General features: G+C 64.3%; 16 protein-coding genes. 7 read left to right on the plus strand and 9 right to left on the minus strand.

Annotated elements, in window-relative coordinates; all coding sequences use genetic code 11:
- The coding region (locus tag EN853_RS33880; RefSeq protein ID WP_210235715.1) for a DUF5801 repeats-in-toxin domain-containing protein at window positions 1-4,467 on the minus strand (4,467 nt) is incomplete at its 3' end.
- Window positions 4,468-4,791: 324 nt separating this feature from the next.
- Here EN853_RS33880 and EN853_RS07345 point away from each other — a divergent pair.
- The gene (locus tag EN853_RS07345) at window positions 4,792-5,796 is read left to right on the plus strand and encodes a transglutaminase-like cysteine peptidase (RefSeq protein ID WP_127858880.1); all 1,005 of its coding nucleotides are present in this window, start codon (window positions 4,792-4,794) and stop codon (window positions 5,794-5,796) included.
- A gap of 12 nt (window positions 5,797-5,808) precedes the next feature.
- On the opposite strand, the gene EN853_RS07350 is transcribed toward EN853_RS07345, so the two are convergent.
- The 4 genes from EN853_RS07350 to EN853_RS07365 are packed head-to-tail and all read right to left on the minus strand — an operon-like array spanning window position 5,809 to window position 11,367.
- The gene (locus EN853_RS07350) at window positions 5,809-6,450 is read right to left on the minus strand and encodes a ribbon-helix-helix domain-containing protein (RefSeq protein WP_127858881.1); all 642 of its coding nucleotides are present in this window, start codon (window positions 6,448-6,450) and stop codon (window positions 5,809-5,811) included.
- The gene (locus EN853_RS07355; RefSeq protein WP_127858882.1) at window positions 6,440-7,729 is read right to left on the minus strand and encodes an HlyD family type I secretion periplasmic adaptor subunit; all 1,290 of its coding nucleotides are present in this window, start codon (window positions 7,727-7,729) and stop codon (window positions 6,440-6,442) included. Before EN853_RS07355 ends, EN853_RS07350 begins: the two co-directional genes overlap by 11 nt.
- 17 nt (window positions 7,730-7,746) lie before the next feature.
- Window positions 7,747-9,879, minus strand: a complete 2,133-nt coding sequence (locus tag EN853_RS07360) for a type I secretion system permease/ATPase (protein WP_127858883.1) — start codon at window positions 9,877-9,879, stop codon at window positions 7,747-7,749.
- A gap of 30 nt (window positions 9,880-9,909) precedes the next feature.
- The gene (locus tag EN853_RS07365; protein WP_127858884.1) at window positions 9,910-11,367 is read right to left on the minus strand and encodes a TolC family protein; all 1,458 of its coding nucleotides are present in this window, start codon (window positions 11,365-11,367) and stop codon (window positions 9,910-9,912) included.
- Window positions 11,368-11,907: 540 nt separating this feature from the next.
- Between EN853_RS07365 and EN853_RS07370 the strand changes: the two genes are divergently transcribed.
- The 3 genes from EN853_RS07370 (at window position 11,908) to EN853_RS07380 (ending at window position 13,945) form a co-directional block, all read left to right on the plus strand.
- The gene (locus EN853_RS07370; RefSeq protein ID WP_127858885.1) at window positions 11,908-13,221 is read left to right on the plus strand and encodes an NAD(P)H-dependent oxidoreductase; all 1,314 of its coding nucleotides are present in this window, start codon (window positions 11,908-11,910) and stop codon (window positions 13,219-13,221) included.
- Between the two features lie 89 nt (window positions 13,222-13,310).
- A complete protein-coding gene (locus EN853_RS07375) occupies window positions 13,311-13,553 on the plus strand; it encodes a type II toxin-antitoxin system VapB family antitoxin (protein ID WP_126085818.1) in 243 nt (80 codons plus the stop codon).
- Window positions 13,553-13,945 (plus strand): type II toxin-antitoxin system VapC family toxin, encoded by a 393-nt coding sequence (locus EN853_RS07380; RefSeq protein ID WP_127858886.1) that lies wholly within the window; start codon window positions 13,553-13,555, stop codon window positions 13,943-13,945. The genes EN853_RS07375 and EN853_RS07380 overlap by 1 nt, the downstream gene beginning before the upstream one ends.
- Window positions 13,946-13,957: 12 nt before the next feature.
- On the opposite strand, the gene proC is transcribed toward EN853_RS07380, so the two are convergent.
- The 3 genes from proC to EN853_RS07395 form a co-directional block, all read right to left on the minus strand.
- The gene (gene proC / locus EN853_RS07385; RefSeq protein ID WP_127858887.1) at window positions 13,958-14,773 is read right to left on the minus strand and encodes a pyrroline-5-carboxylate reductase; all 816 of its coding nucleotides are present in this window, start codon (window positions 14,771-14,773) and stop codon (window positions 13,958-13,960) included.
- A 72-nt stretch (window positions 14,774-14,845) separates the two neighbouring features.
- Window positions 14,846-16,165: an O-antigen ligase gene (locus tag EN853_RS07390; protein ID WP_127858888.1), complete on the minus strand. Its 1,320-nt coding sequence runs from the start codon at window positions 16,163-16,165 to the stop codon at window positions 14,846-14,848.
- A complete protein-coding gene (locus tag EN853_RS07395; RefSeq protein ID WP_127858889.1) occupies window positions 16,134-17,147 on the minus strand; it encodes a glycosyltransferase in 1,014 nt (337 codons plus the stop codon). Before EN853_RS07395 ends, EN853_RS07390 begins: the two co-directional genes overlap by 32 nt.
- A 168-nt stretch (window positions 17,148-17,315) precedes the next feature.
- Here EN853_RS07395 and EN853_RS07400 point away from each other — a divergent pair, with 168 nt between their 5' ends.
- From EN853_RS07400 to EN853_RS07410, 3 genes are read left to right on the plus strand one after another with little or no spacing between them, the layout of a single operon-like run.
- On the plus strand, window positions 17,316-18,491 hold the full coding sequence (locus tag EN853_RS07400) for a glycosyltransferase (RefSeq protein WP_127858890.1): 1,176 nt from the start codon (window positions 17,316-17,318) through the stop codon (window positions 18,489-18,491).
- Window positions 18,488-19,282: a WecB/TagA/CpsF family glycosyltransferase gene (locus tag EN853_RS07405; RefSeq protein WP_127858891.1), complete on the plus strand. Its 795-nt coding sequence runs from the start codon at window positions 18,488-18,490 to the stop codon at window positions 19,280-19,282. Before EN853_RS07400 ends, EN853_RS07405 begins: the two co-directional genes overlap by 4 nt.
- Entirely contained in the window at window positions 19,279-20,205 is a 927-nt protein-coding gene (locus EN853_RS07410) for a DUF6492 family protein (RefSeq protein ID WP_127858892.1), read from the plus strand. The genes EN853_RS07405 and EN853_RS07410 overlap by 4 nt, the downstream gene beginning before the upstream one ends.
- Before the next feature lie 2 nt (window positions 20,206-20,207).
- Here EN853_RS07410 and EN853_RS07415 read toward each other — a convergent pair whose 3' ends face one another.
- Window positions 20,208-21,503 (minus strand): lipopolysaccharide biosynthesis protein, encoded by a 1,296-nt coding sequence (locus EN853_RS07415; protein ID WP_127858893.1) that lies wholly within the window; start codon window positions 21,501-21,503, stop codon window positions 20,208-20,210.
- Window positions 21,504-21,633: the final 130 nt, after the last annotated feature.

Genomic DNA, 21,633 nt, shown 5'->3' on the forward strand with positions numbered 1-21,633 from the left:
CACCAGGCCATTGCCGAGGTCGATGTGGGCGTTGTTGTTGGTGGTGTCGAGGCTCTCGGGCAGGTGGTCGATCTGCTGGTACTGCGTCAGCGTCACCGTGCCGGAGGCGTCGACCGAGATCTTGAAGACGTCGCCATGCGAGGCGGTCTGGCCGATGATGTCGTTGCCGACCTTGACCAACGTGATGGCATCGCCCTGGCTGGTCAGGCCCGAGACCGCGTTGGTGACGTTGAGCGTGTAGTTGCTGATCACCGTCGAGCCGGCGCCGTCGGCGCCATAGCTCGGCGTCACCGCCGCCAGGAAGGCGGCCGCGAAGCTCGCGCTTGCCGTGTCGGAGTTGATGCCGATCGTCTGGGCGTCCTGCGTCACCAGCGTGATGGCGGCGTCCGCGACCGTGCCGACCGTCAGCGACGGGATGGCGTCGTCGAAGCCGATGTTGCCGCCGAGGTCGGTGCTGACCATCGAGGTCGCCTGGTCGTGGTCGCCGTCGGTCACCGTCGCCGTCGCCGACAGCGTCACCAGGCCGTTGCCGAGGTCGATGTGGGCGTTGTTGTTGGTGGTGTCGAGGCTTTCGGGCAGGTGGTCGATCTGCTGGTACTGCGTCAGCGTCACCGTGCCGGAGGCATCGACGGAGATCTTGAAGACGTCGCCATGCGAGGCGGTCTGGCCGATGATGTCGTTGCCGACCTTGACCAACGTGATGGCATCGCCCTGGCTGGTCAGGCCCGAGACCGCGTTGGTGACGTTGAGCGTGTAGTTGCTGATCACCGTCGAGCCGGCGCCGTCGGCGCCATAGCTCGGCGTCACCGCCGCCAGGAAGGCGGCCGCGAAGCTCGCGCTTGCCGTGTCGGAGTTGATGCCGATCGTCTGGGCGTCCTGCGTCACCAGCGTGATGGCGCTGTCGTTGACCGTGCCGACTGAAGCCGTCGGCGCATCGTCGTTGAAGGTGATGGTCAGCGTGCCCGGTGCCGTCGAGCCGTCCGCATCGGTGATCACATAGCCAAGATTGACCGTCGCGTTGTTCTCGTCGTTCGGGCCCTGTGCCTGCAGCACGTTGTCGAGCAGCGTGACGGTATAGGCGCCGGTCGCCGGATCCGTCACATGGACGGTGAACAGGGCGGTGCCGATGCGGTCTCCGCTGGTGGTGGTCGCCGTCAGCGTGTTGGTGCCGGCATCCCAGCTATAGGCCACATTCTCCTGGCCAACCGTGCCGGAGGTGCCGTTAAGGGTAGCAAAGGAGAAGCCGTTGGCGCCCGCGCCGTCACCGCCGAGGCTGCCGCCGAGCGTGCCCGAGAAACTCGCCTCGCTGCTGGCCGGACCGTCCGCGTCGCCGACATTCGCGTTGATGTCGCCCGTCGTGCTTGCCGGATTGCCGCCGGCAAGCCCGTCGTCGTCGACCGTGGCCGTGGCCGTGCCGCTCGTCGGTGTATTGGCGTCCGTCACCGCAAATGTGATGCCGGCGGTTGCCGTGTCGCCGTCCCCGTCGGTCACCGTATAGGTCGCCGAAGCGGCGCCCGTGCCGTTGACCGGACTATCGGCGGTGAACGAATAGCTGCCGTCAGCCTTGACCTTGATGAGGCCGTCGCCGATGTCGATCGACTGCGAGTAGCCGTCCTGGCCGAAGACCAGCAGCGTGCCGTCGATATGCGTAACCGTGGCGCCGTCGGCGCCGGCGACGAAGTCCAGCGTGCCGGTGATCGTCCCGCCTTCGGCGACGTTCTGCGACGCTTCAGCGCTTGCAGTGGGAGCATCGTCGTTGAAGGTGATGGTCAGCGTGCCCGGTGCGGTCGAGCCGTCGGCGTCGGTGATGACGTAGCCCAGATCGACAGTGGCGTTGTTCTCGTCGTTCGGGCCCTGTGCCTGCAGCACGTTGTCGAGCAGCGTCACCGTGTAGGCGCCGGTCGCCGGATCCGTCACATGGACCGTGAACAGTGCGCCGCGCGGGCCGGTCGCCGTCAACGTGTCTGTGCCGGCATCCCAGCTAAAGGTCACGCTCTCCTGGCCGACCGTGCCGGCCGTGCCGTTAAGGGCCGCGAAGGAGAAGCCGTTGGCGCCCGCGCCGTCGCCGCCGACGCTGCCGCCGAGCGTGCCCGAGAACGTCGCTTCGTTGTTGTCGCCATCGGTATTTGGCACAGCGATGTCGCCCGTCGTGCTTGCGACGTTGCCGCCGGCAAGCCCGTCATCGTCGACCGAGGCCGCGGCCGTGCCGGCGGTCGGGTGGTTCGCGTCCGTCACGACGAAGCTCAAGCCGGCCGTTGACGTGTCGCCATCGCCGTCGGTCACGGTGTAGGTGGCGGACGCGGCACCCGTGCCGATCACCGGATTGTCGGCGGTGAAGGAGTAGCTGCCGTCCGCCTTCACCTTGATGAAGCCGTCGCCGATGTCGATCGACTGCGAGTAGCCATCCTGGCCGAAGACCAGCAGCGTGCCGTCGATATGCGTAACCGTGGCGCCGTCGGCGCCGGTAACGAAGTCCAGCGTGCCGGTGATCGTCGCGCCTTCGGCGACGTTCTGCGGCGCCTCGGTCGAAGCCGTCGGCACGTCGTCGACGATGTTGACGGAGAGCGTGCTGCTGGCGCTCTGGCCGTCCAGGTCGGTCAACGTGACGTCGAAATTCTCGAACAGGCTGTTGGTGCCCTGAATGGCGGAATGCGCTTCGTTGTCGACGAGCGTGTAGGTGTAGGTCACCTCACCGGTGGCGGCATTGTAGGCCGTCACCTCCAGCGTGTTGCCGAGCGGCGTGGTGATGGAACCGGCGGTGAACACGCCATTGGTGATGAAGTCGTGTCCGCCGATGTTCAGCGAAGCGATGCCGTCGGGCGAGTGGATGGTGAAGGTGCCGCCCTGGGTGGTGCTTTCCTTCGACGCGTCGGAGCCGGCCGACTCGCCGGATCCGCGGCTGGCCAACAGGTCGTCTTCGTTGACTATGACGTCGCCGCCGTTGGCCTCCGGCGTGAGGTCGGTGATCTCGGGCGTCGAGTTGCCGATCGAGATCGTCAGCGTGGTGTGCGAGGTGTCGCCGTCGCCGTCCTTGATCGTATAGGTGAAGACGTCGTTGACGCCGCCGGGCGTGTTGGCATCGCGCACATAGGTGTAGCTGCCGTCGGCGTGGAGCGTCAGCTTGCCGTAGGCACCCTGGATCGCTGTGTTCAGCGTGCTTGCGTCGTCCAGATCGGCATTCGTCGTGCCCTTGGCGACGCCAACCACCGTCGCGCCGTCGGCGCCCTGGATGTCGGCAACGCCGTCCGTCGTGTTGGCATCGGCCGCATCGGTGCCGCCAACCAGCACATTGCCGGTCGCCGGGCCGATCTGGCCGGCCGCGACGCTGTCGGTGTCGGCGATCGCCGTCGGCACGTCGTCGATGATGGCGACGGCAAAAGTGGTGCTGGCGGTGTCACCGTCGGTATCCGTGACGGTGATGCTGAAATTGTCCGGAACCGTATCGTTCGGATCGTATCCGTTCGTATGTTCGGGATGGGTGACCGACTCGGTCACCGTATAATTGTATTCGATGGCGCCCGTGATCGGGTTGAAGGAGACGATGGTCAGGTAGCCGAACTGGCCCTGGATCTGTTGGCCGGTGCCGGTGACGGTGACGCCGTTGATGACGATCGATCCGATGCCGTCCGGTGCGTCGATGCTGATCGTTCCTATGCTTGACGTTTCCGCGTTGCTCGGCGCGTCGCTGCCCGGCGATTGCTGCGGCCCGCCGTTCAAGCCTGTCTCGCTCGCCGCTTCATCCGGGCTGAGCAACGACACGGCCACAACTGAAACGCCCTTGTCGGGGGCCACGGAGGGGAACAGCTCGCGATGTTCCGGCTGTCCGAACGCCAGGGCCGTCGGCGGCAGCAGCGCCGTCAGGCCGAAGCCGTCGCCGATTCCGCCAGGAGGAACGGAGAAGTTTCCGCCGGCGCTGCCTGGCGAACCGTTTCCGCCGGCCGAGATCGAGCCGTCGGCGCCGAAGGCGACATCGACATGGCTGGACTCAAGGGCAGCGATCAGGGCAACGCGCGGAACCTCGACATCGCCGATGATGAAGGTAGGCACGTTCAGCGCGCCGTCCTTGATGACGATCTCGGATCCGTCGGGCTGCACCAGCACGAGGTTGTGGCCGTCGACCTTGATGTTGTCGATCGAGGTATTGGCCGGAAGCTTGACGACATTGCCGGCCTCGGCGGTGTATTCATGCGCAACGTTCGAAGCTGTCGCGTTCGCGGCCGGTGCGTTCCCGGCAGGAGCGTTGGCGTCTGCGGCCGGCTTGTCTGCCCCTTGCGCATTCTGGGCGTTGCCTTCGCCCTTTGCCGGCGCCCCGCTGCCGACATCGACCGGTACTGGTTCGCCGCTCTGCGCCGCCTGGCCGCCAGTGGCCTGCGCGACTTGAACACCCGTCGAGACAGGATGTTCGCCAACGGTCGTGTGCTCGTTCCAGGAATTTGAAACGGCGTCGAATTCGATACTGGTCGTCATAGCTCAAGCCCCCTTCGGCATTTCTCGGAAAGAGACATGTGAGCCTCGAACTTTGCAACACACCGTCAATCTATTTCATATACTCGGATATGTAGAGATTCGCATTTTTTACACTTGGTAAATCGCCGTGATATACTCAGTTATGTATTATCGCGGGCGTCGCCGGATCGGTCGGGAAATACGTCGTCGGTTCGGCAGGCGGAAGTATAAATTTGAATAAAATTTGAGACAAAGAAGAATAGATTGATTCGCGAAAATTTACCCACCTTCCTTTCCGATAATTTGAGACAGGATTGGTAGCGTCCACAGTCAAAGGTGGGCGTCATGAAAAAACAAAAAGCTGTCTTGGCGGCATCGGGGGTCAAGGTTCTGCTGCTGGCAATCGGCCTCGCCGGACTGCCGGATGCGTCGTCCGCCGGCGCGATTTCCGTCGGAGATCCAGCCTCTCAGACGGTGCCTGAGCCGGCCAATCTCGGCGGTATTCCGCTGGCCAGATTGCAGCCTTGGCAGCCCGTAGCCGCCTACCGGATATCCGGGGTCGTCGGCGCCTATGGCCCCGCCGACGACCGCCCGATGGCAGGTTCTTCGGGTGCCGGCATCGATCCGATCCAGGTTGACCCGATCCAGGTTGACCCGATCCAGGTTGACCCGATCCAGACTGGGGCGATCATCCCTGGCGTATTCGGATCGGCCGCCCTCTCCATGCACAACTTCCCGGTCGCCGCGCGCTGGGCGCCTGTCTACAGGGCAATCCTCGACTGCACGCCCGGCAGCGCCTGCGATCGTCAGAACGCGGCGTTTGCCGGGATCATCGACATTGCCAGCAACAAGGGTTTTCGCGACAAGCTGGCCTTCGTCAACGCCAGCATCAACCGTCTGATCGCCTATCGCAAGGACAGCGTCGTCTACGGCACGCTCGACTATTGGGCCAAACCCTCCGAGATCCTCGAACATCGCGCCGGCGACTGCGAGGATTTCGCCATACTGAAGATGGCGGCGCTGCTGCGCGCCGGTATCCCGGCGCAGAGCATGTCGCTCGTTGTGCTGCAGGATCGCCGCCGGAAGTTCTTCCACGCCGTCCTCTCCGTGAGCACGGCAAGCGGCGCTTTCATCCTCGACAGCCTCAGCAACAATGTGGCGATGGACAGCGATCTTCCCGACTATGTCCCGCTCTATTCCTTCAGCGCCGATCGCGCCTGGATCCACGGATCGAAGTCCGGCTCGCGGCTCGCGGACATCGCCGGCGGCTTCGCGACCGTGGCGCCCGGCGAGGGCTCTTCGCTTGATGCGGCCGTGGCGTCCGCGAATGCCGGTTCCGGTCTGAAGTAGGCGGCTTGCCAGCTACCCGTTGAAGACGAACGCCATCAAAAGCTCCGACTCGGTGACCGGCGCGCGCACGGCGCTGAGCTGGCCCCGGTAGCGGCGTTCGCCAGCGCCGATGACGAACCCGGTGGTGATGGGCGTGTCGCTATTGGCGTCGAGCCGGGCAAAAATGTCGGTGACGTTGAGGTCCAGCGCCAGCTTGAGGTCCTGCCGGCCGTCCTCGCCCGGTGCGTTCGGCAGTTGCCGCCTGACCAGCTGCTGGAAGGACGTGTTGAAGGTCAGGATCTTCTTCGCCGACGACAGCGCGAAGGCGGGCGAGGGGCAGGCGATCAGGATTGCGTTGATCGTCCGGATCGAGGCGAGCTTGCGCAGCTCCATGCTTTCCTCGGCGAGGCCGCGCATGCACGCGACCCGAATCGCCGAGGTGAGATTGCCCTGGTCGGGATGATTTTCGGCGATCTCCTCGACCAGCATGCCGATCGTGCATTTGCGGCTTTCGGCCATGTGCTTCAGCGATGCCCAGAAGGCGCGCTCCAGCCGGATGCCGCGGCGCACGCCGCCACGCGCCACGACGCGGAACTCCGGGCCGAAATCCTCGGCCGCGAGCGACGGCAGCAGCCGGTCGCGCGGGGTCGCGGGGCGTGCGGCGCTATCGCTCACTCATCGCCTCCTGACGCGCTTTGTTGATGGGCTTCAAAAGGTAGCTGAGGATCGTCTTGCGCCCGGTCTTGATATCGACGGAGCAGATCATGCCGGGGATGATCGAGTAGCTCTTGCCGTTCCTTTGCAGCGTGGATTTCTCGGTCGCGACGCGCACCTGGTAATAGGGCTCGCCCGTCTTCTGGTCGACCAGGCTGTCAGCGGTGATGTTCGAGACCTTGCCCTCGATGCCGCCGAAGATCGAGAAATCATAGGCCGTGACCTTGATCAGCGCGTCCTGCTCAGGCTGGATGAAGGCGACGTCGCGCGGCGAGACCCGCGCCTCGACCAGCAGCGTTTCCGAGGTCGGCACGATGCCGGCAACGACGGCGCCCGGCTGCACGAAGGCGCCGAGCGTATTGACATCGAGCGTGTTGACGATGCCGTCGACGGGCGAGCGGATGTCGGTGCGCGCCACCTTGTCGGTGGCGCCGCGGATGGTTTCGTCCACCACCGAGAGGTCCGCCAGCGCCTGCGTCAAGTCGCTCAATGCTTCCTGCTGCAATTGCAGGCCGAGCTCGTCGACTTGAAGCTGCGCCTCGGTGATGGCCGCCTTGCTCTTCTTGATGGTCTCTCCGGCAAGGTTGAGCTGCCCGCGGAGATCGGTCTGCTCGCGTTCGACGCGAATCTGCTCGGTCCTGGCCATCAGGCCCTTCTTGACCATCGATTCGACCAGCGCCGTTTCCTGGTCGCTGACGGCGAGGCTCTTGGACAGGCGGTCGGAATTGGCGGTGGCCTCGTCCAGCTCCTTCTCGCGCTGATCGAGACGCGACTTCAGCACCGACAGCTTCACTTGGAAGTTGTCGCGGCGGGCAACGAGCAGCTTCTGCTCGTTGTCGCAGATTTCCGGGGCCGCCTTCTGGATGTCGGACGGACAGGGGAAGGCGCCCTCGAGGTTGCCGCCCTGCTCGTATTTAAGCCTGGCGATGCGCGCCTGCAGGGCGCGGGCCTTGGCCTGCTCCTCGCCTAGGCTCGAAGTGTTGCCCGTGTTGTCGAGGCGGATGATCAGGTCGTTCTTCCTGACGGTCTGGCCGATCTTGACCGCGATTTCCTGCACGACGCCGGCTTCGCTCGCCTGGATGATCTGCGTCTTGGAGGCGGGAATGACCTTGCCGTCGCCGCGCGCAATCTCATCGACCTCGGCAAAGGATGCCCAGGCGGTGAAGGCCACGAACAGTGCCCCTATGATGTAGACGGACGCCGATGCGAAAAGCGGCGGCCGATCTTCCCTTGCAAACATTCCCCAACGTACCCCGGTCAGGCATTCGCCTTTTGCAATGCCTGGATCACTTGTTCCTTCGCTCCGTCCGCGACCACGCGGCCCTGCTCGATGACGATGAGGCGGTCGACCAGTTCCAGCATGCTGTAGCGGTGGGTCGACACGATCAGCGTCGTCTTGCGGTCGAATGCGACCTTGAGCTGCTTGATCAACTGCCGTTCCGAGGCGAGATCCATCGAACCCGACGGCTCGTCCAGGAAGACGATCTTCGGCTTGGTCAGGAGCAGCCGCGCGATCGCCACAGCTTGCCTCTGGCCGCCCGAGAGATTGGTGCCGCGCTCGCCGACATTCATGTCGTAGCCGCGCGGATGGCGCGAGACGAAGTCATCGACGCCGGCCGCTTTCGCCGCATCGACGATCTCCTCGTCGGTCGCTTCCGGAGCGGCCATCAAAAGGTTTTCCTTGATGGTGCCCGAAAACAGGTCGCCGGCCTGCGCGACGATGCCGACCGCGGCGCGGACTTCCGACGGGTGGTATTGGCGGATGTCGATGCCGTCGATGAGCAGCTCTCCGGCAGTCGGCAGAAAGAGCCTGCCGATCAGGCGACCCATCGTGGTCTTGCCGGAGCCGATGCGGCCGATGATGCCGACGCGTTCACCAGGCCGAATCGCAATGTTGAGCCCCTGCAGAACCTCGTTTTCGGTGCCCGGATAGGCAAAGCCGACATTCTTGAAGACCATCGCGCCGCTGCGGATCGGCCGGTTGACGAAGCCGACCGTGTCGGGCCGGTCCTCCGGTTGCGACATGATCGTGTTGATGATCCTGAGCGACAGCATTGCCTGCCGGAAGCGCGAGAGCGTGATGGCGATCTGGCCGAGCGGCGCGACTGCACGGCCCGCCAGCATGACGGTGCCGATGATCGCTCCCGTCGAAACCTGGCCTTCCGAGAAGGCGTAGGCGCCGGCAACCACCAGGGCGACGGTCACGAATTGCTGGATGGCGCCGGTGATGTTGCCGGCGGCAGCCGAAAGCTCCTTGATCTTTTCCGACGTGTTGGCCGCGTTCTTGGAGTGCTCGCCCCATTTGCGCAGCAGGTAGGCCTCGGCGCGCAGCGACTTGATCGTCTCCAGCGTGGAGATGGATTCGACCAGCAGTGCCTGGCGCTGCGCTGCCTCGTTCATCGAAGCGGCGACCCTTTTGCCGATGCGCCGCTGTGTCACCAGCCCGACTATGACGGCGATCACGAAGGCAAGAGCCGGTATGATCACCAGCCAGCCGCCAATGGCGTAGATGACAGCCAAGAAGACGAAGACGAAAACCGTGTCAATGAACACACTGATGGTGTTCGAGGTGAAGAACTCGCGCACGAACTCGTATTGCGTGACGCGGTTCGCATATTCGCCGGTCGAACCCGGCCGCACCGACAGCGACGAGTTGAGCACCTTTTCGAACAGCAGATAGGAAATCCTGAGATCCGCCTTGCGCCCGGCATAGTCGATGAGCGAGGCGCGGGCCGTTTTCAAGAGCAGGTCGAACAGGATGGCCGCGCCGATCCCGAGCGCCAGCACCCAGAGCGTCGACATCGCCTTGTTCGGCAGGATGCGGTCGTAGACGTTCATGGTGAAGATCGGCGAGGCGATCGCCAAGAGGTTGATGAAGACCGCAGACATCACGACCTTTGAATAGGTGCGCCAGAACGCCCCCATGGTTCCGGTCAGCCAATGGCGCCTTTCGATCCTCGGCGCCGTGCCGACCGCCATCTCCTCGGCGGTGTTGGCATAGGTGATCGAGAACGAGGCGCCGCCGCTGATATAGCTCTCGGCGAGCTCCGATTTGCTGATCGTTGTGCGACCGTTTTCCTGCGGCGCCGTCAGATATTGGCCGGTCTCGGTCTCGGCGAGCAGCGCAACCGGCGACTGGCTGGCGCGGAAGACGATAGCCGGAAGGTCGACGCGGCCGCGCACGAAATCGCGATGGCTGAACGCCTGGGTCTCGAGGCCGATGCGTTCGGCGAGGTGCCTGATGTCGTCCGGCTCGATGCGCGTGTCCGAAATCGGCACCCCGGCAAACAGCACGGTCTCCGCGCTCGGCCGGCCGAGATAGGCGGCAATCGCCGAGAAGCAGGCTTTGAAAGCCTCCTTAGGCGAGACGATATTAGGTTGCTGGTTCACGATCCGCCCCGAAGGACCTGAGATCGATACTTACATCGGCTGCTTCTTCCTGACCGGCGCGAGGATGTCGAACGGCAGATCGTTCTTCTGCTCCGACGGCGTGCGCGCATAGGTTTCGGTATCGGCCGTTTCCGGCACGCCGAATTCCGTTCGTGCGTAGGCTGCCGATTGCTTGGCCGGCTGGATGTTCAGCGTCTTCAGCAATTCCCCGGTCGCAGCCAGCAGCCGGTATTCGGCAAACAGCGACGCATAGGACGAGGTATCGGCCAGCGTTGCGGTGTTGAAACGCGTGTTCTGCGCATCGAGCACGTCGAGCAGCGAGCGCTGTCCGACCTTGAACTGCTCGCGGTAGGACGCAACCAGCTTTTCGTTGGTGGCGGCCTGCAGCCGCAGCGTCTGTGCAAGTTCGGCCTGGCGGAAGCGGCGGTCCCACGATGTGCGCACGGCTTCCTCGATCTCGCGCAGGACCTGGTGCAGCGCAAGACGCTGCTCGCTGGTGCGGCGGATCTGCTCCTGCTCGTTGGCCTTGTCGATGCCGCCGCGATAAAGGTTCCAGCGCAGAACGACGCGCGCCTGCAGGTCGCTTGTGTCGCCATCGTCGCCGTCGATGTCATATCCACCCCGCGCGACGCCCTCGGCGGTGATCGTGGGGCCGAATTTCGCCCGCGCGGCGTCGACCAGCGAAGCCGCCGCGTCGATGTCGCTGTTGGCCATATGGACGCGCGGATTGTTCTGCCTGGCAAGCCCGATCGCGTCATCGAGCGAGCGCGGCAGCGCGCCGGCCACATCGGCCGGCCGCGACGGATTGGTCAGCGGCTTGCCGACATTCTTGAAGAAGCGGATCTTGGCCGCCTCCAGTTCCTCCGTCGCCTCCTGCATCCGCGCCTTCGCGGCGTAAAGCCGCTCCTCGGCCTGCTGCCGGTCGGCATCGTTGAGCGCGCCGCCCGCGATGCCCTGCTTGATGTCGCCGAGTATGGACTGATGGAAGGCGAGGTTCTTCTTCGCCTCAGTGACGATCGACGCCTGCAGCATGTATTCGAGATAGTCCTGGACCACGGCAAGCCCGATGAACTCGGACCGCTCCAGCACCCTGAAGGAAGCGCCGTCGACGCGCGAGGCCTGACGGTTCAATTCGGCCCGTCTTGCGCCGCTGTCATAAAGCGTCTGCGAAACGGTGAGGTCGGCCTCGTTCGGATAAAGCGCGTCGTGCTGCTCATCGAGCGCGCGCCGGGAAGAATTGTCCAGGCGGCGAACGCCTGTCGACGCTTCCAGATCGACGCTGGGAAGATAGAGGCCTTTTGCCTGGCGCAGCTCGAATTCGATGGCTTCGCGGTTTTCGATCGCCTGCCCAATCTCAGGATTGGACTCCACGGCAACCGCAACGGCTTCCTTGAGCGTTAGTGCGCTTGCGCTCCCGCAAGAAAGCATCGACACCGTCATGGCAAGCGCAACGCGCCAGCCGACGGTCACTTTACCCGTCCTGGTCATTTCTACCCCGTGATCCCCGCGCCTTCTTGTTTTTGTTGGCGCTTATTTGCCCAAGCCTGCCACCGGAGCTTTCGAGCAGTATCTAGCAGATTTTCCGAAGATGTGAGCGCTTAATGATTTAGAGGCGCCCAAAAGCGAGGATTCGAGCCATTAGTCCTGTCGGATGTAGCAAAAATGGCACAGAAACGGTGCCCGCCCGGATCGCGGTTTGGCCAAAATCGACTGCAATCAGGAGTTTTCTTCACGAATTGCAAGCGCGCGGAGGAATCGCCCGAAGGCGCCGGCAACCAGCGCCGCTTTGCCGGCAAAATCGGATTTTGGCGTGAGCTTTGCCATCTCGTTCCTTCGGAAAGCCAGCTTTCGCCCCGGAGGCTCGAGCCCACCATGCCGCGAAGGCCCGAAGGCTGTGGATAGGCGCGTAAAATCTGCTCCGGTTCTGCAACGCATGTCGGCGAAAATGCCACGCGCTTGGCTGGTTTTGTTGGCAAAGGAGAAGCGTTCCCTGTATTGCGGGCTGAACCAAAGCATGGACGTTCTTGTATGACAAATGTCGCCCTGACCGGGCTTGCCCGCGATCTCGCCCGGCGCGCAGCCGAGGGCCGTCCAGTGCGCATCGGCGTTATCGGCTCCGGCGAGATGGGCACCGATTTGGTGACCCAGGGCATGCTGATGCCGGGCATTTCGGTTGCGGCCATCTCCACGCGCCGCCCGCACACGGCCCGCGACGCGATTCGCATCGCCTATGGCGACGATGCGATGGCTGCCGAGTCCGAGACCGCGTCCAAGGTCAGCCAGGCGATCGAGAGCGGCAGGATCGCCATCACCTCGAACGAGTTGCTGGTCACCAACCCGCTGATCGACGTCGTCATCGATGCCACGGGAAAGCCAGGCGTCGCCGCCGATTTCGACCTGATGGCCATGGAGCATGGCAAGCATCTGGTGATGATGAATGTCGAGGCCGACGTCACCATCGGCTGTTACCTCAAGCAGCAGGCTGATCGGCTCGGCGTCGTCTATTCGGTCGGCGCCGGCGACGAGCCGTCGAGCTGCATGGAGCTGATCGAGTTCGCCTCGGCGCTCGGCTACACCATCGTCTCTGCCGGCAAGGGCAAGAACAACCCGCTCAACCACGATGCCGTTCCTGACGACTATCGCGAGGAAGCGCTGCGCCGGAACATGAATCCGCGCATGCTGGTCGAGTTCGTCGACGGCTCCAAGACCATGGTCGAGATGTGCGCCATCGCCAATGCCACCGGCCTGGTGCCCGATGTCGCGGGCATGCACGGCCCCAAGGCCGATCGCGACCAACTGGCCAAGGTGCTCATCCCGCGCGAGGACGGCGGCATCCTGTCGAAGAAGGGCGTCGTCGACTACACCATAGGCAAGGGCGTGGCGCCCGGCGTTTTCGTCGTCGTCGAGGCCACCCATCCGCGCGTCGTCGAGCGCATGGACGACCTCCATGTCGGCCACGGCCCTTACTACAGCTTCTTCAGGCCATACCACCTGACTTCGCTGGAAGTGCCGCTGACGGCGGCTCGCATCATGCTCTATGGCAGGCCCGACATGGTGCCGCTGCCGAGGCCGGTGGCCGAGGTCTGCGCGGTCGCCAAGCGCGATCTCGTCGCCGGCGAGACCTTCGACGCCATCGGCGAGACCTGCTATCGCTCCTGGACCATGACGATCGCCGAGGCGCGCGCCAGCCGCGCCCTGCCGGTCGGGCTGCTGGAAGGCGGCAAGGTGCTGAAGCCGGTCAGGAAAGGCGAGCTGCTGACCAGCGACAACGCTGAACCTGATCAGACGACCAGACTATTTGCTTTGCGCCGCTTGCAGGATGAGATGTTGTACGGCGCCTGACCGCTCAGGACTCCTATTCCCGCAGCGGCACTGGCTTTGTCATGACAGGCCTACTATATTGTAGTGACAAAGGACGCGAGGTCGTTCAGATGAATCTCCAAATCAGGGATCCCCGGGCGAGGGAACTCGCCCGGCAACTCGCCGAAAAGCGCAAAATCTCAATGACCGAAGCGGTCATCGAAGCACTCGAGTCTGAGCTGCAACGCGAACGCGAACAAATCCCGCTCGCTGAGCGCTTGGCGGCCATAGCACAAGAACTGAAATCCAAGGCAGGTGCCGGTGGGAGGGCCTTGAGCAAGGACGAAATCGACGAGATGTGGGGCCATTCTTAATGTTCGTCGGCACCTCCGTGGTGGTCGCCATCTTGGCGGACGAAGAAGACGCCGCTGACTGGAGCGGCAAGATAGGACAAGCGGCGAGGAGAATAACGTCCCCGCTGGTCGTGCTCGAAGCAGCTATGCGGCTTTCCACGCTGCTTGCGGTGGAGCCGCTCATTGCGGAAACAGCGATCGAGGCCTTTCTTCGCCAGGCCGAAATCGAAGTCGTCCCGATTGAAAGCGGCGACGCGAAACTCGCGATCCAGGCCTTTGCAGACTATGGCAAGGGTCGCGGTCATCCGGTTCAACTCAACCTCGCCGACTGCCTATCATACGCATCGGCGAAAAGTCGCGGAATGTCTTTGCTCTACAAGGGCAATGATTTTTCGCACACCGATCTCGCGTGATCGGCACAGATACTACTTCCCCAGCTCTATCGACCTAAGCCGCGCAGCCTCGACCGCTTCCGTAAGCAGCTTCGTCAGCCGGTCTTCGCCCATCAGCACGGCAAGGGCCGCGGCGGTCGTGCCGTTGGGGCTGGTCACCTGCTGGCGCAGCACGCCCGGCTCTTCGTCGCTTTCGGCGGCGAGCGAGGCCGCGCCGTATATGGTCTGCATGGCGAGCAGCTTGGCTGTCTCGGCCGGCAGGCCGGCCTTCTCGGCGGCGACCGTCAGCGCTTCGATGAAATGGAAGATATAAGCCGGACCGGAACCGGAGACCGCGGTCACCGCATCCATCAGGCTCTCGTCGTCGATCGTCGTCACGACACCACTCGCTGACAGCAGCTCGGCGACGAAACGCCTAACGTCGTCCAGGACGAGCGGGTTGGAAAACACCACCATCATGCCCTTGCCGATCGCCGCCGGGGTGTTCGGCATGCAGCGGACAATCGGCGCGAGCTCGCCGAGGATCTCCTCGAAGGTGGCGACCGGCGTGCCGGCGGCGATGCTGACGAAGGTGGTCCTGCCGTCGCCGAAGCGCCTGTAGTTCGCCGTCACATCGCGGATCACCTGCGGCTTCACCGCGATGACGACGAGATCCGGCACGGCATCGGCGGGAATTGCGGAAGCCTCGGCCGCGGCACTGCAGCCCAGTGCCTCGGCGCGCTTGCGCAGGTCCGCATTGGGCTCGACCACGAACACCGCCGATGGCTCGAGCCTGCCGGATTTCAGCCAGCCCGAGAGCATGGCGTATCCCATATTGCCGCAACCGGCGAGAATGAGCCTGATGGTCATGGAAGCCTCCGAAACAAGGCTCTTCCATAGACGGTCGCGCGGCGGCGGGAAAGGCCCGCGCGAAGAGACCGATTAGTGAGGGCGGCGGACCGGAATTGGCCGCAGCGAAACCTGCCTTAGGCCAAGCACGCTGAGCACGAAAAGCAGCCACACCGGGTCGGCGCGGCGGAAGAAGAAGCTTTCGAGGAAGCCGTTGAGCGCCGCGAACAGCACGACCATCATGAAGAAGTCGCCGAGGAAGATGTTCTCCTTGCGCGGCGGGATGCGCATATAGTCGCGCAGGGGCGCGATCAGGAAGGTGTAAGCCGCGACGCAGAGCGCTGGGATGCCCATCAGCACCGCTATGTCCAGATAGCCGTCGTGACCATGGACGATGGTGCGGATGTCCCAGGGGCGGTCGAAGGGTTGGTCCTGGTTGAGCAGCAGCGGCGTTCCCCAGAAGCTCTCATAGCCGTAGCCGGTCCAGGGCCTCTTCGCCAGCATCTCGCCGGCGAACTCCCATAGTGTCGTGCGGCCGGTATAGGTGAGATCAGGGAAATAGACCGCCGCCAGGTGCTTCACCGGCGGGATGAAGACGATGCCCAGCGTGCCGACCGCCGTCGCGATGATCGCGGACAAGAACAGGATCGGCGTGCCGAGCCGCATGCCGATGAGGCTGGGCAGCACCACGATCAGGATCGAGAACGGCACCAGTCCCGCGGTCGTCTTCGAGCCGGTGTGCAGCATGAAGATCATCGCTGCGCAGAAGATGCCCGCTCCCCACCAGCGTTGCCCGCGCCGCCACAGATAGAGCCCGGCGAAGCTGAAGCAGGCCATCACCGGTCCGGCGATGTTCTTGTGGGTGAAGACGCCGCGCCACAGGCCGGCATGCTCGGGCTCCTGCGAGTCGGCGGTGTGCAGCGCCTCGTGCGGAAAGACGATGAGCCCGACGTAGGAGAGCCCCATCACCACGACGGCGGTGAAGATGATGACCCGCGCAAAGGAATCGGCATCGCGCGGCAGCACCAGGATCGTCGCCATGGTGATGATGCCGATCATGGTGAAGGAGGCCGCGCGCATCGCAGACGGCGGATCGGTCACCAGGATCACCGACAGGAAGAAGAAGCCCAGCATCAGCGCCCAGGACGGGCTGATGAGCGAGCGCACGACGCGCGGATCGGCGAAGGCGAGCAGCGAGAAGATCGAGATGGCGCCGAGCGAGCCGAAGCCGAGCTGGTTGACGATGTCGCCGCCATCGCCGGTGAGCTCGGCGCCGGCCGGCTGGAAGGGCCGGAAGGAGACGATGATGACGGTAAAGAGCAGCGCGGCGATTGCCGTCGCCATGCCCTCGCGCGTGAACGCGGCGCTGAGCGGCGCGCGCTCAGTTCTTCTCAGGCTGTCGGTACTGCTCATTGGCATATCCGAATTCAGCAAGCACCCTGCCAAGCGCGACATAGATGGGATAGAGGCCTATCGCCGGCGATCCCGTGCGCGCCAGCCTGACGGCGCCGCGCAGCGGCGAGGCGGCAAGCAGCGCCAGGCTCTTAAGAAATACCTTGACGCCGGCGAAGGGTGTGCCGGTCCGCTTCTTCTTTTCCACCAGGGTCGAGATGACGCCGTTGCGCAGGCTGCGGGCGCGGATCCAGTCGGCTTCGACGCGCCGGGCAGGAACCGTTTCCTTTACCCTTGCCTCCGCGCACCAGCCGAGCACGAAGCCTTTCTGCGCGGCACGGCTCAGGAAATCGGAATCGCCGCCGCCCATGAAGTTGAACCTCAGATCGAGGAAGGGCGGCCCCATGGCCGTCAGCACATTGCGCCCGACCAGCAGATTGCCGGACGAATAGAGCGCCGGCACACGGCCGGTTTCGCCGTATGGCGGCGCGAAAACGGGGTGGTTGGCCCATCTCGCATGGCCCGGCTCGGCGAAAACCGGCACCTGCGGCCCGCCGACGATGTCGGCTCGCAGCGCCTCGGCGGCCTTGCACATGCGCTCCAGCCAGTCGGGCTCGGCGATCTCGTCGTCGTCGATGACAAGCAGGTATTTGAAATTGGGAAACTGCAGCATCGCCGTCTGCCAGCCGGCATTGTAGGCGCTGCAATTGCCCCGCTCATGCGCGATGATGACCAGGCCCGGCATCTCGCCGCGCTCGAAAAGCGGCAGCGCCACCTTGGTGCCCTCGCGCGCCTCGCCCTCGTTTTCCATGACGATCACGGCGAAACGACGCGCGGTTTTCTGGGCCTGGAGCGATGCCAGCGTTTCCAAGAGCAGCTGGGGTCGCTTGAAGGTCGGCAGTGTGACGATCGCCTCGACGGTCCCGGCGGCAAGCCCCGGAGACCGCCCCGCGATCGACACCCCCTTGATCGATACCAAAGCGTCCGATGGCAAAGGGAGCATCCGTTTCCAGCCGTGTGGGTTCGGTCCTCGATAGCAGTCCGATGATAACGTTTCGTTAATCACCTTTTCCGGCGAGCTCCGGGAAACCTCGGCTTTCAGCCTTTGGCGCTGCCATTTAATCAAGGCTTCATCGCGTTTTGCTACCGGCTACACCAATGGATAGGTGAGATGCATCTGCTGTTCGCCACATCGATCGTACCCGATGGCGCCCTCGCTTCGGGCTACGAGATTGCCAACGCCGCGATCATCGACGCGCTGCGGCGTGCCGGCGCGCGCGTGACGGTGATCGGCTTCAGCTGGCCGGGAAAACCCGCCACCGATCCTGAAAGCACCATTGTCCTCGGCGCGATCGACGTGCGCACCGAAAGCGCCTCGCCGCTGCAGAAGCTTGCCTGGGTTGGCAAGGCGATGCTCGCCGGCCTCACCTTTTCCTCCGTCAAGCTGCGCGTCGTTTCCGATGCGGATGTCCGCGCCGCGATCGAGCGTGTCGGCCCGTTCGACGGCTATATCCTGAATTCCGTGCAATTTGCCGGCGCCTTCGAAAGTGTCCTGGGCGACCGGCCGTTGATCTTCGTCGCGCATAATGTCGAACACCGCTCGGCCGAGGAGAACGCCGCTGCAGCCGGTAGCGCCCTTCAGCGCTGGCTGTTTCGCCGCGAGGCCAGGCTGCTCGAGGTCATGGAAGATCGTCTGTGCCGCGCCGCGCGCTTCGTCTTCACACTGGCCGAAGAGGACCGTGCAGCCCTCGGTGTCGCTTCCGCTGATCGCTCGGCAGTGCTGCCTCTGGTGACGCGCGCCGCGGCGCCAACAAATATCAAAGGCCCGCGCCGCGCCGACTGCGACGCTGCGCTGATCGGCACCTGGACCTGGCAGCCCAACCGCATAGGCCTGGACTGGTTTCTTGCCAAGGTCGTGCCGCATCTAAGGCCGGATTTCCGCATCAGGATCGCCGGTAACATGCCGTCGGGCGTGACGTCGGCGCATCCCGGTGTCAAGTTCGTCGGAAGGGTTCCGGACGCCCAGGCCTTCGTGCGCGGCGGCGCCGTCATTCCGCTGATCAGCACCGCCGGCAGCGGCGTGCAGCTGAAGACCATCGAAACCTTCGAGCTCGGCCTGCCTTCCGTCGCCACCAGCCGCTCGTTGCGCGGCATCGGCTACCGGCCGCAGAACTGTGTCGTGACAGACGATCCCGTCGCTTTCGCAGCGGCGCTCGAAGCCGCGGCAGCCGATGTCCGTGACGTCGACGGCAGCGCCTTCCATCGCCGGCAGGTGAGGGCGCTCGATGCCGCGGTCGGGCTTGGGCTGGAGAAGCTCGGCGCCGTCAGGAGGGAGGTGGCCGCATGAACATGCATGCCGCCCGCGCCGCCTTCGGCTTCGACACGCTGAAGCGGATACTCGGCATCTCCGTTCTTTCCATTCGCTGGGACGAAGCGACAGCGCTGCTTTCGCGGCTGGTCGCCGAGCGGCGCTTCACCAAGGTGAGCTTCCTTAACGCCCACAACGCCAACCTCGCCTACAGCGATCCTGTATTTGCCGAAGCGCTCGAGGACTTTCTCGTTCTGCCGGATGGTATCGGCGTCGACATCGCCGCAAAGCTGCTCTACGGCGCGCCTTTCCCCGACAATCTCAACGGTACCGATTTCGTCCCGGCGTTCCTCCAGGCATCGACGCGGCCGCTGACCGTGGCGCTGCTGGGCGCGACGCGCGTCAATGCCGAGGCGGCATCCGTGAAGCTTTCCGCGCTCGCCGTGCAGCACAAGTTCGTGGTCATCCATGACGGCTATTTTTCCTCCGCCGAGGAGCCTGCGATCGTCGAGCGCATCGCCAGGCTGCGGCCGGATGTGCTCTTGGTCGCCATGGGTGTGCCGCGCCAGGAATTGTGGATCGCGCGCCATATCGATGCCGGTCACTGCACGCTGCCGATCGCCGTCGGCGCGCTGCTCGATTTCCTGAGCGGCACCGTGCCGCGCGCTCCGCTGTGGATGCGCCGTCTCAGGCTCGAATGGCTGTTTCGCCTGTGGATCGAACCCGGCCGCCTGTGGCGCCGCTACGTGGTCGGCAATCCGCTCTTCCTGTGGCGCGTCCTCAAGCAGAAATTGTCGCTCGGGCCGCGGCCGGCGGAGGCGCGCAGTTGAACAGCCGTTTCGTGCCCGACGCCGCCGCCAGGATCGAGCCGTTGCCGCTCACGCCCTCGGCAGCGGTCGTGACGGCGAGCTACGCGCCGGATTTCGAACGCTGCCGGCTGCTGTGCGAGACCATGGACCGCCACGTCACCGGCGTCGCGCGGCACTATATCCTCGTCGAGCACCGCGACGTGGCGCTGTTTCGCCAGTTGGAAGGCAGCCGCCGCACGGTCGTCGACGAGCGGGATCTTTTGCCGCGCTGGCTGCGCGTCTTTGACGATCCGCTCAGCCTGTTCCATCGCCGCGTCTGGCTGAGTTTCAGGACCCAGCCGCTGCGCGGCTGGCATGTGCAGCAGCTTCGCCGCATCGCGGTCGCCGCGCATGCCGGGGAGGATGTGCTGGTCTTTTGCGATTCCGACGTCGCTTTCCTCAAGCCGTTCGACGCCGGCGCTTTCTGGCGCGACGGCAAGGCGCGCCTGTTCCGGCGCGACGGCGTGCTGGCCAATGACGGTCACGACGAGCATCGCATCTGGTCGCGCAATGCCGGCTCGGCGCTTGGCATCGACCCGGCGAAGCGTTCGGCCGACGACTACATCTCGACGTTGATTGCCTGGCGCCGCGAGACAGTCAACGCGATGTGCGAGCGGATCGAGAAAGCGCACGGGCGCGATTGGGTCAGCGTCGTCGGCTCGGCACGCAAATTCTCCGAATGCATGATCTATGGCCGCTATGTCGACGACGTGCTGGCCGGGGCGGGGCATTTCCATGACTCGGTGGAGTTCTGCCGCGTCCACTGGAACGGCGAGGCGCTGTCGGATGAGGAATTCTGCCGCTTTGTCGATGCCATGGCGCCGGAGCAGGTGGCGATCGGCATGCAGTCCTTCATCGGCACCGATGTGGCCCGCATCCGCCGGTTGATCGGGGTCGATCGCTAAAATCAGATCGCCTTCGCCGGCCGCCGCATCGCCGAATAGGTGAGCAGCATCGAGGCGAGATAGAGCAGCAGGAAGACGATGTTGAGCGACAGCACCAGATTGGACGTGTCGGGAATCGTCGTCAGCACATAGGCGAGCAGCATCGCCTTCAGGCCGGCGAGCAGCCCGAGATTGATTGCCCTGACCGCCGTCTGGCCGCGCGCGAACAGAAGCTCGGCCTGGTATTCGACGAGATTGCGCAAGCCCGGCACGCAGACTGCAAGTGCCACGAGTGGCGCTGCCTCGGCGACATTCTTGCCCAGCGCAGTGGGGAAGAAATGCAGCACGATGCCGAGCGACAGGAGCGCCAGTGTCGAGACCAGGAACACGCCGCCTTCGATGCCGCTCTTGACTGCCAAGCGGGACAAGAGCTCGGGCGCGCGCATCATGCGTTGCACCAGCATCATCGAGAAGGTGCGGATCGGGATTGCGGTGAGATCGACCAGCCGCATGATGATGGCGTAGATGCCGGCGAGGTGAGGTCCGCCGATCGACAGAACCAGGAGTTTGTCGAACTCCATCTGCAGATAGAACAGCACCTCGGATCCGGCCACATAGACGGAATCGGCGAGCCGCCGGAAATAGAGCTCGCTGCGCAGTCTGAGCCGCTGGCGCGGGTAGAAGAAGGCGAAGGCGACGAATAGCGATGCGGCGTTGGCGCCGATGTAGAACCACGACCAGACGCCGATCGTGCGCTGCGCGGCGAGCATGAACAGCACCGCGCCCACCGCCCGCAGTGCTGTCGCCAGGATCGCCAGCACTGCCGCGCGGCCGAACTTGCCAAGGCCGTTGTTGACGATCAGCACCACCTCGACCGGCCGCCACAGCAGCGCTTCGGCGAAGACGACCGCGGCAAAGGCCGACAGCGGCACCGTGCCGGCGAAGAAGATGAGGTAGACGCCGTAGGAAGCGGCGGCGAGGACCGGCAGCGAGATCACACCGAGAAGCAGGAAGCCGGCAGTGAAGGTGCCGATCAGGTTGGGACGGATCGTTGCCGTGCGGTACAGCGCCGAGATGAAGCCGAAGGCAAGCAAGCGCGACAGCATGACGCCTGCCGCCGAGGTCGTGGCGAACATGCCGAATTCGGCGATGGAAAGCGTGTTGGCCAAGGCCACGAAATAGGCAAGCGAGAACACCAGCCGCCCGCCGGCGCCGCTGATCGCCGAGAAATAGTCGAAAACCAGCCTCCGGCGCGCGGCCACGAAGTGGCCGATCCGCGCGAACGTCCACCTTTGCGGTATGTCGCTGGTCTGGGTCATGTGTCCGCCAAAACTTAAGGTGGAAAGCTTAACGTGCCGTTCTGGCGGGGGGGCCGGCACCGCCGCAAACGCTGCAATCGGGACGAGAAACTGTGCGTTTCGAGGCCCAAAATTAACCTTTTGTTTCCCA

The organism is Mesorhizobium sp. M1C.F.Ca.ET.210.01.1.1, from assembly GCF_004791585.1.
Lineage (GTDB): Bacteria > Pseudomonadota > Alphaproteobacteria > Rhizobiales > Rhizobiaceae > Mesorhizobium.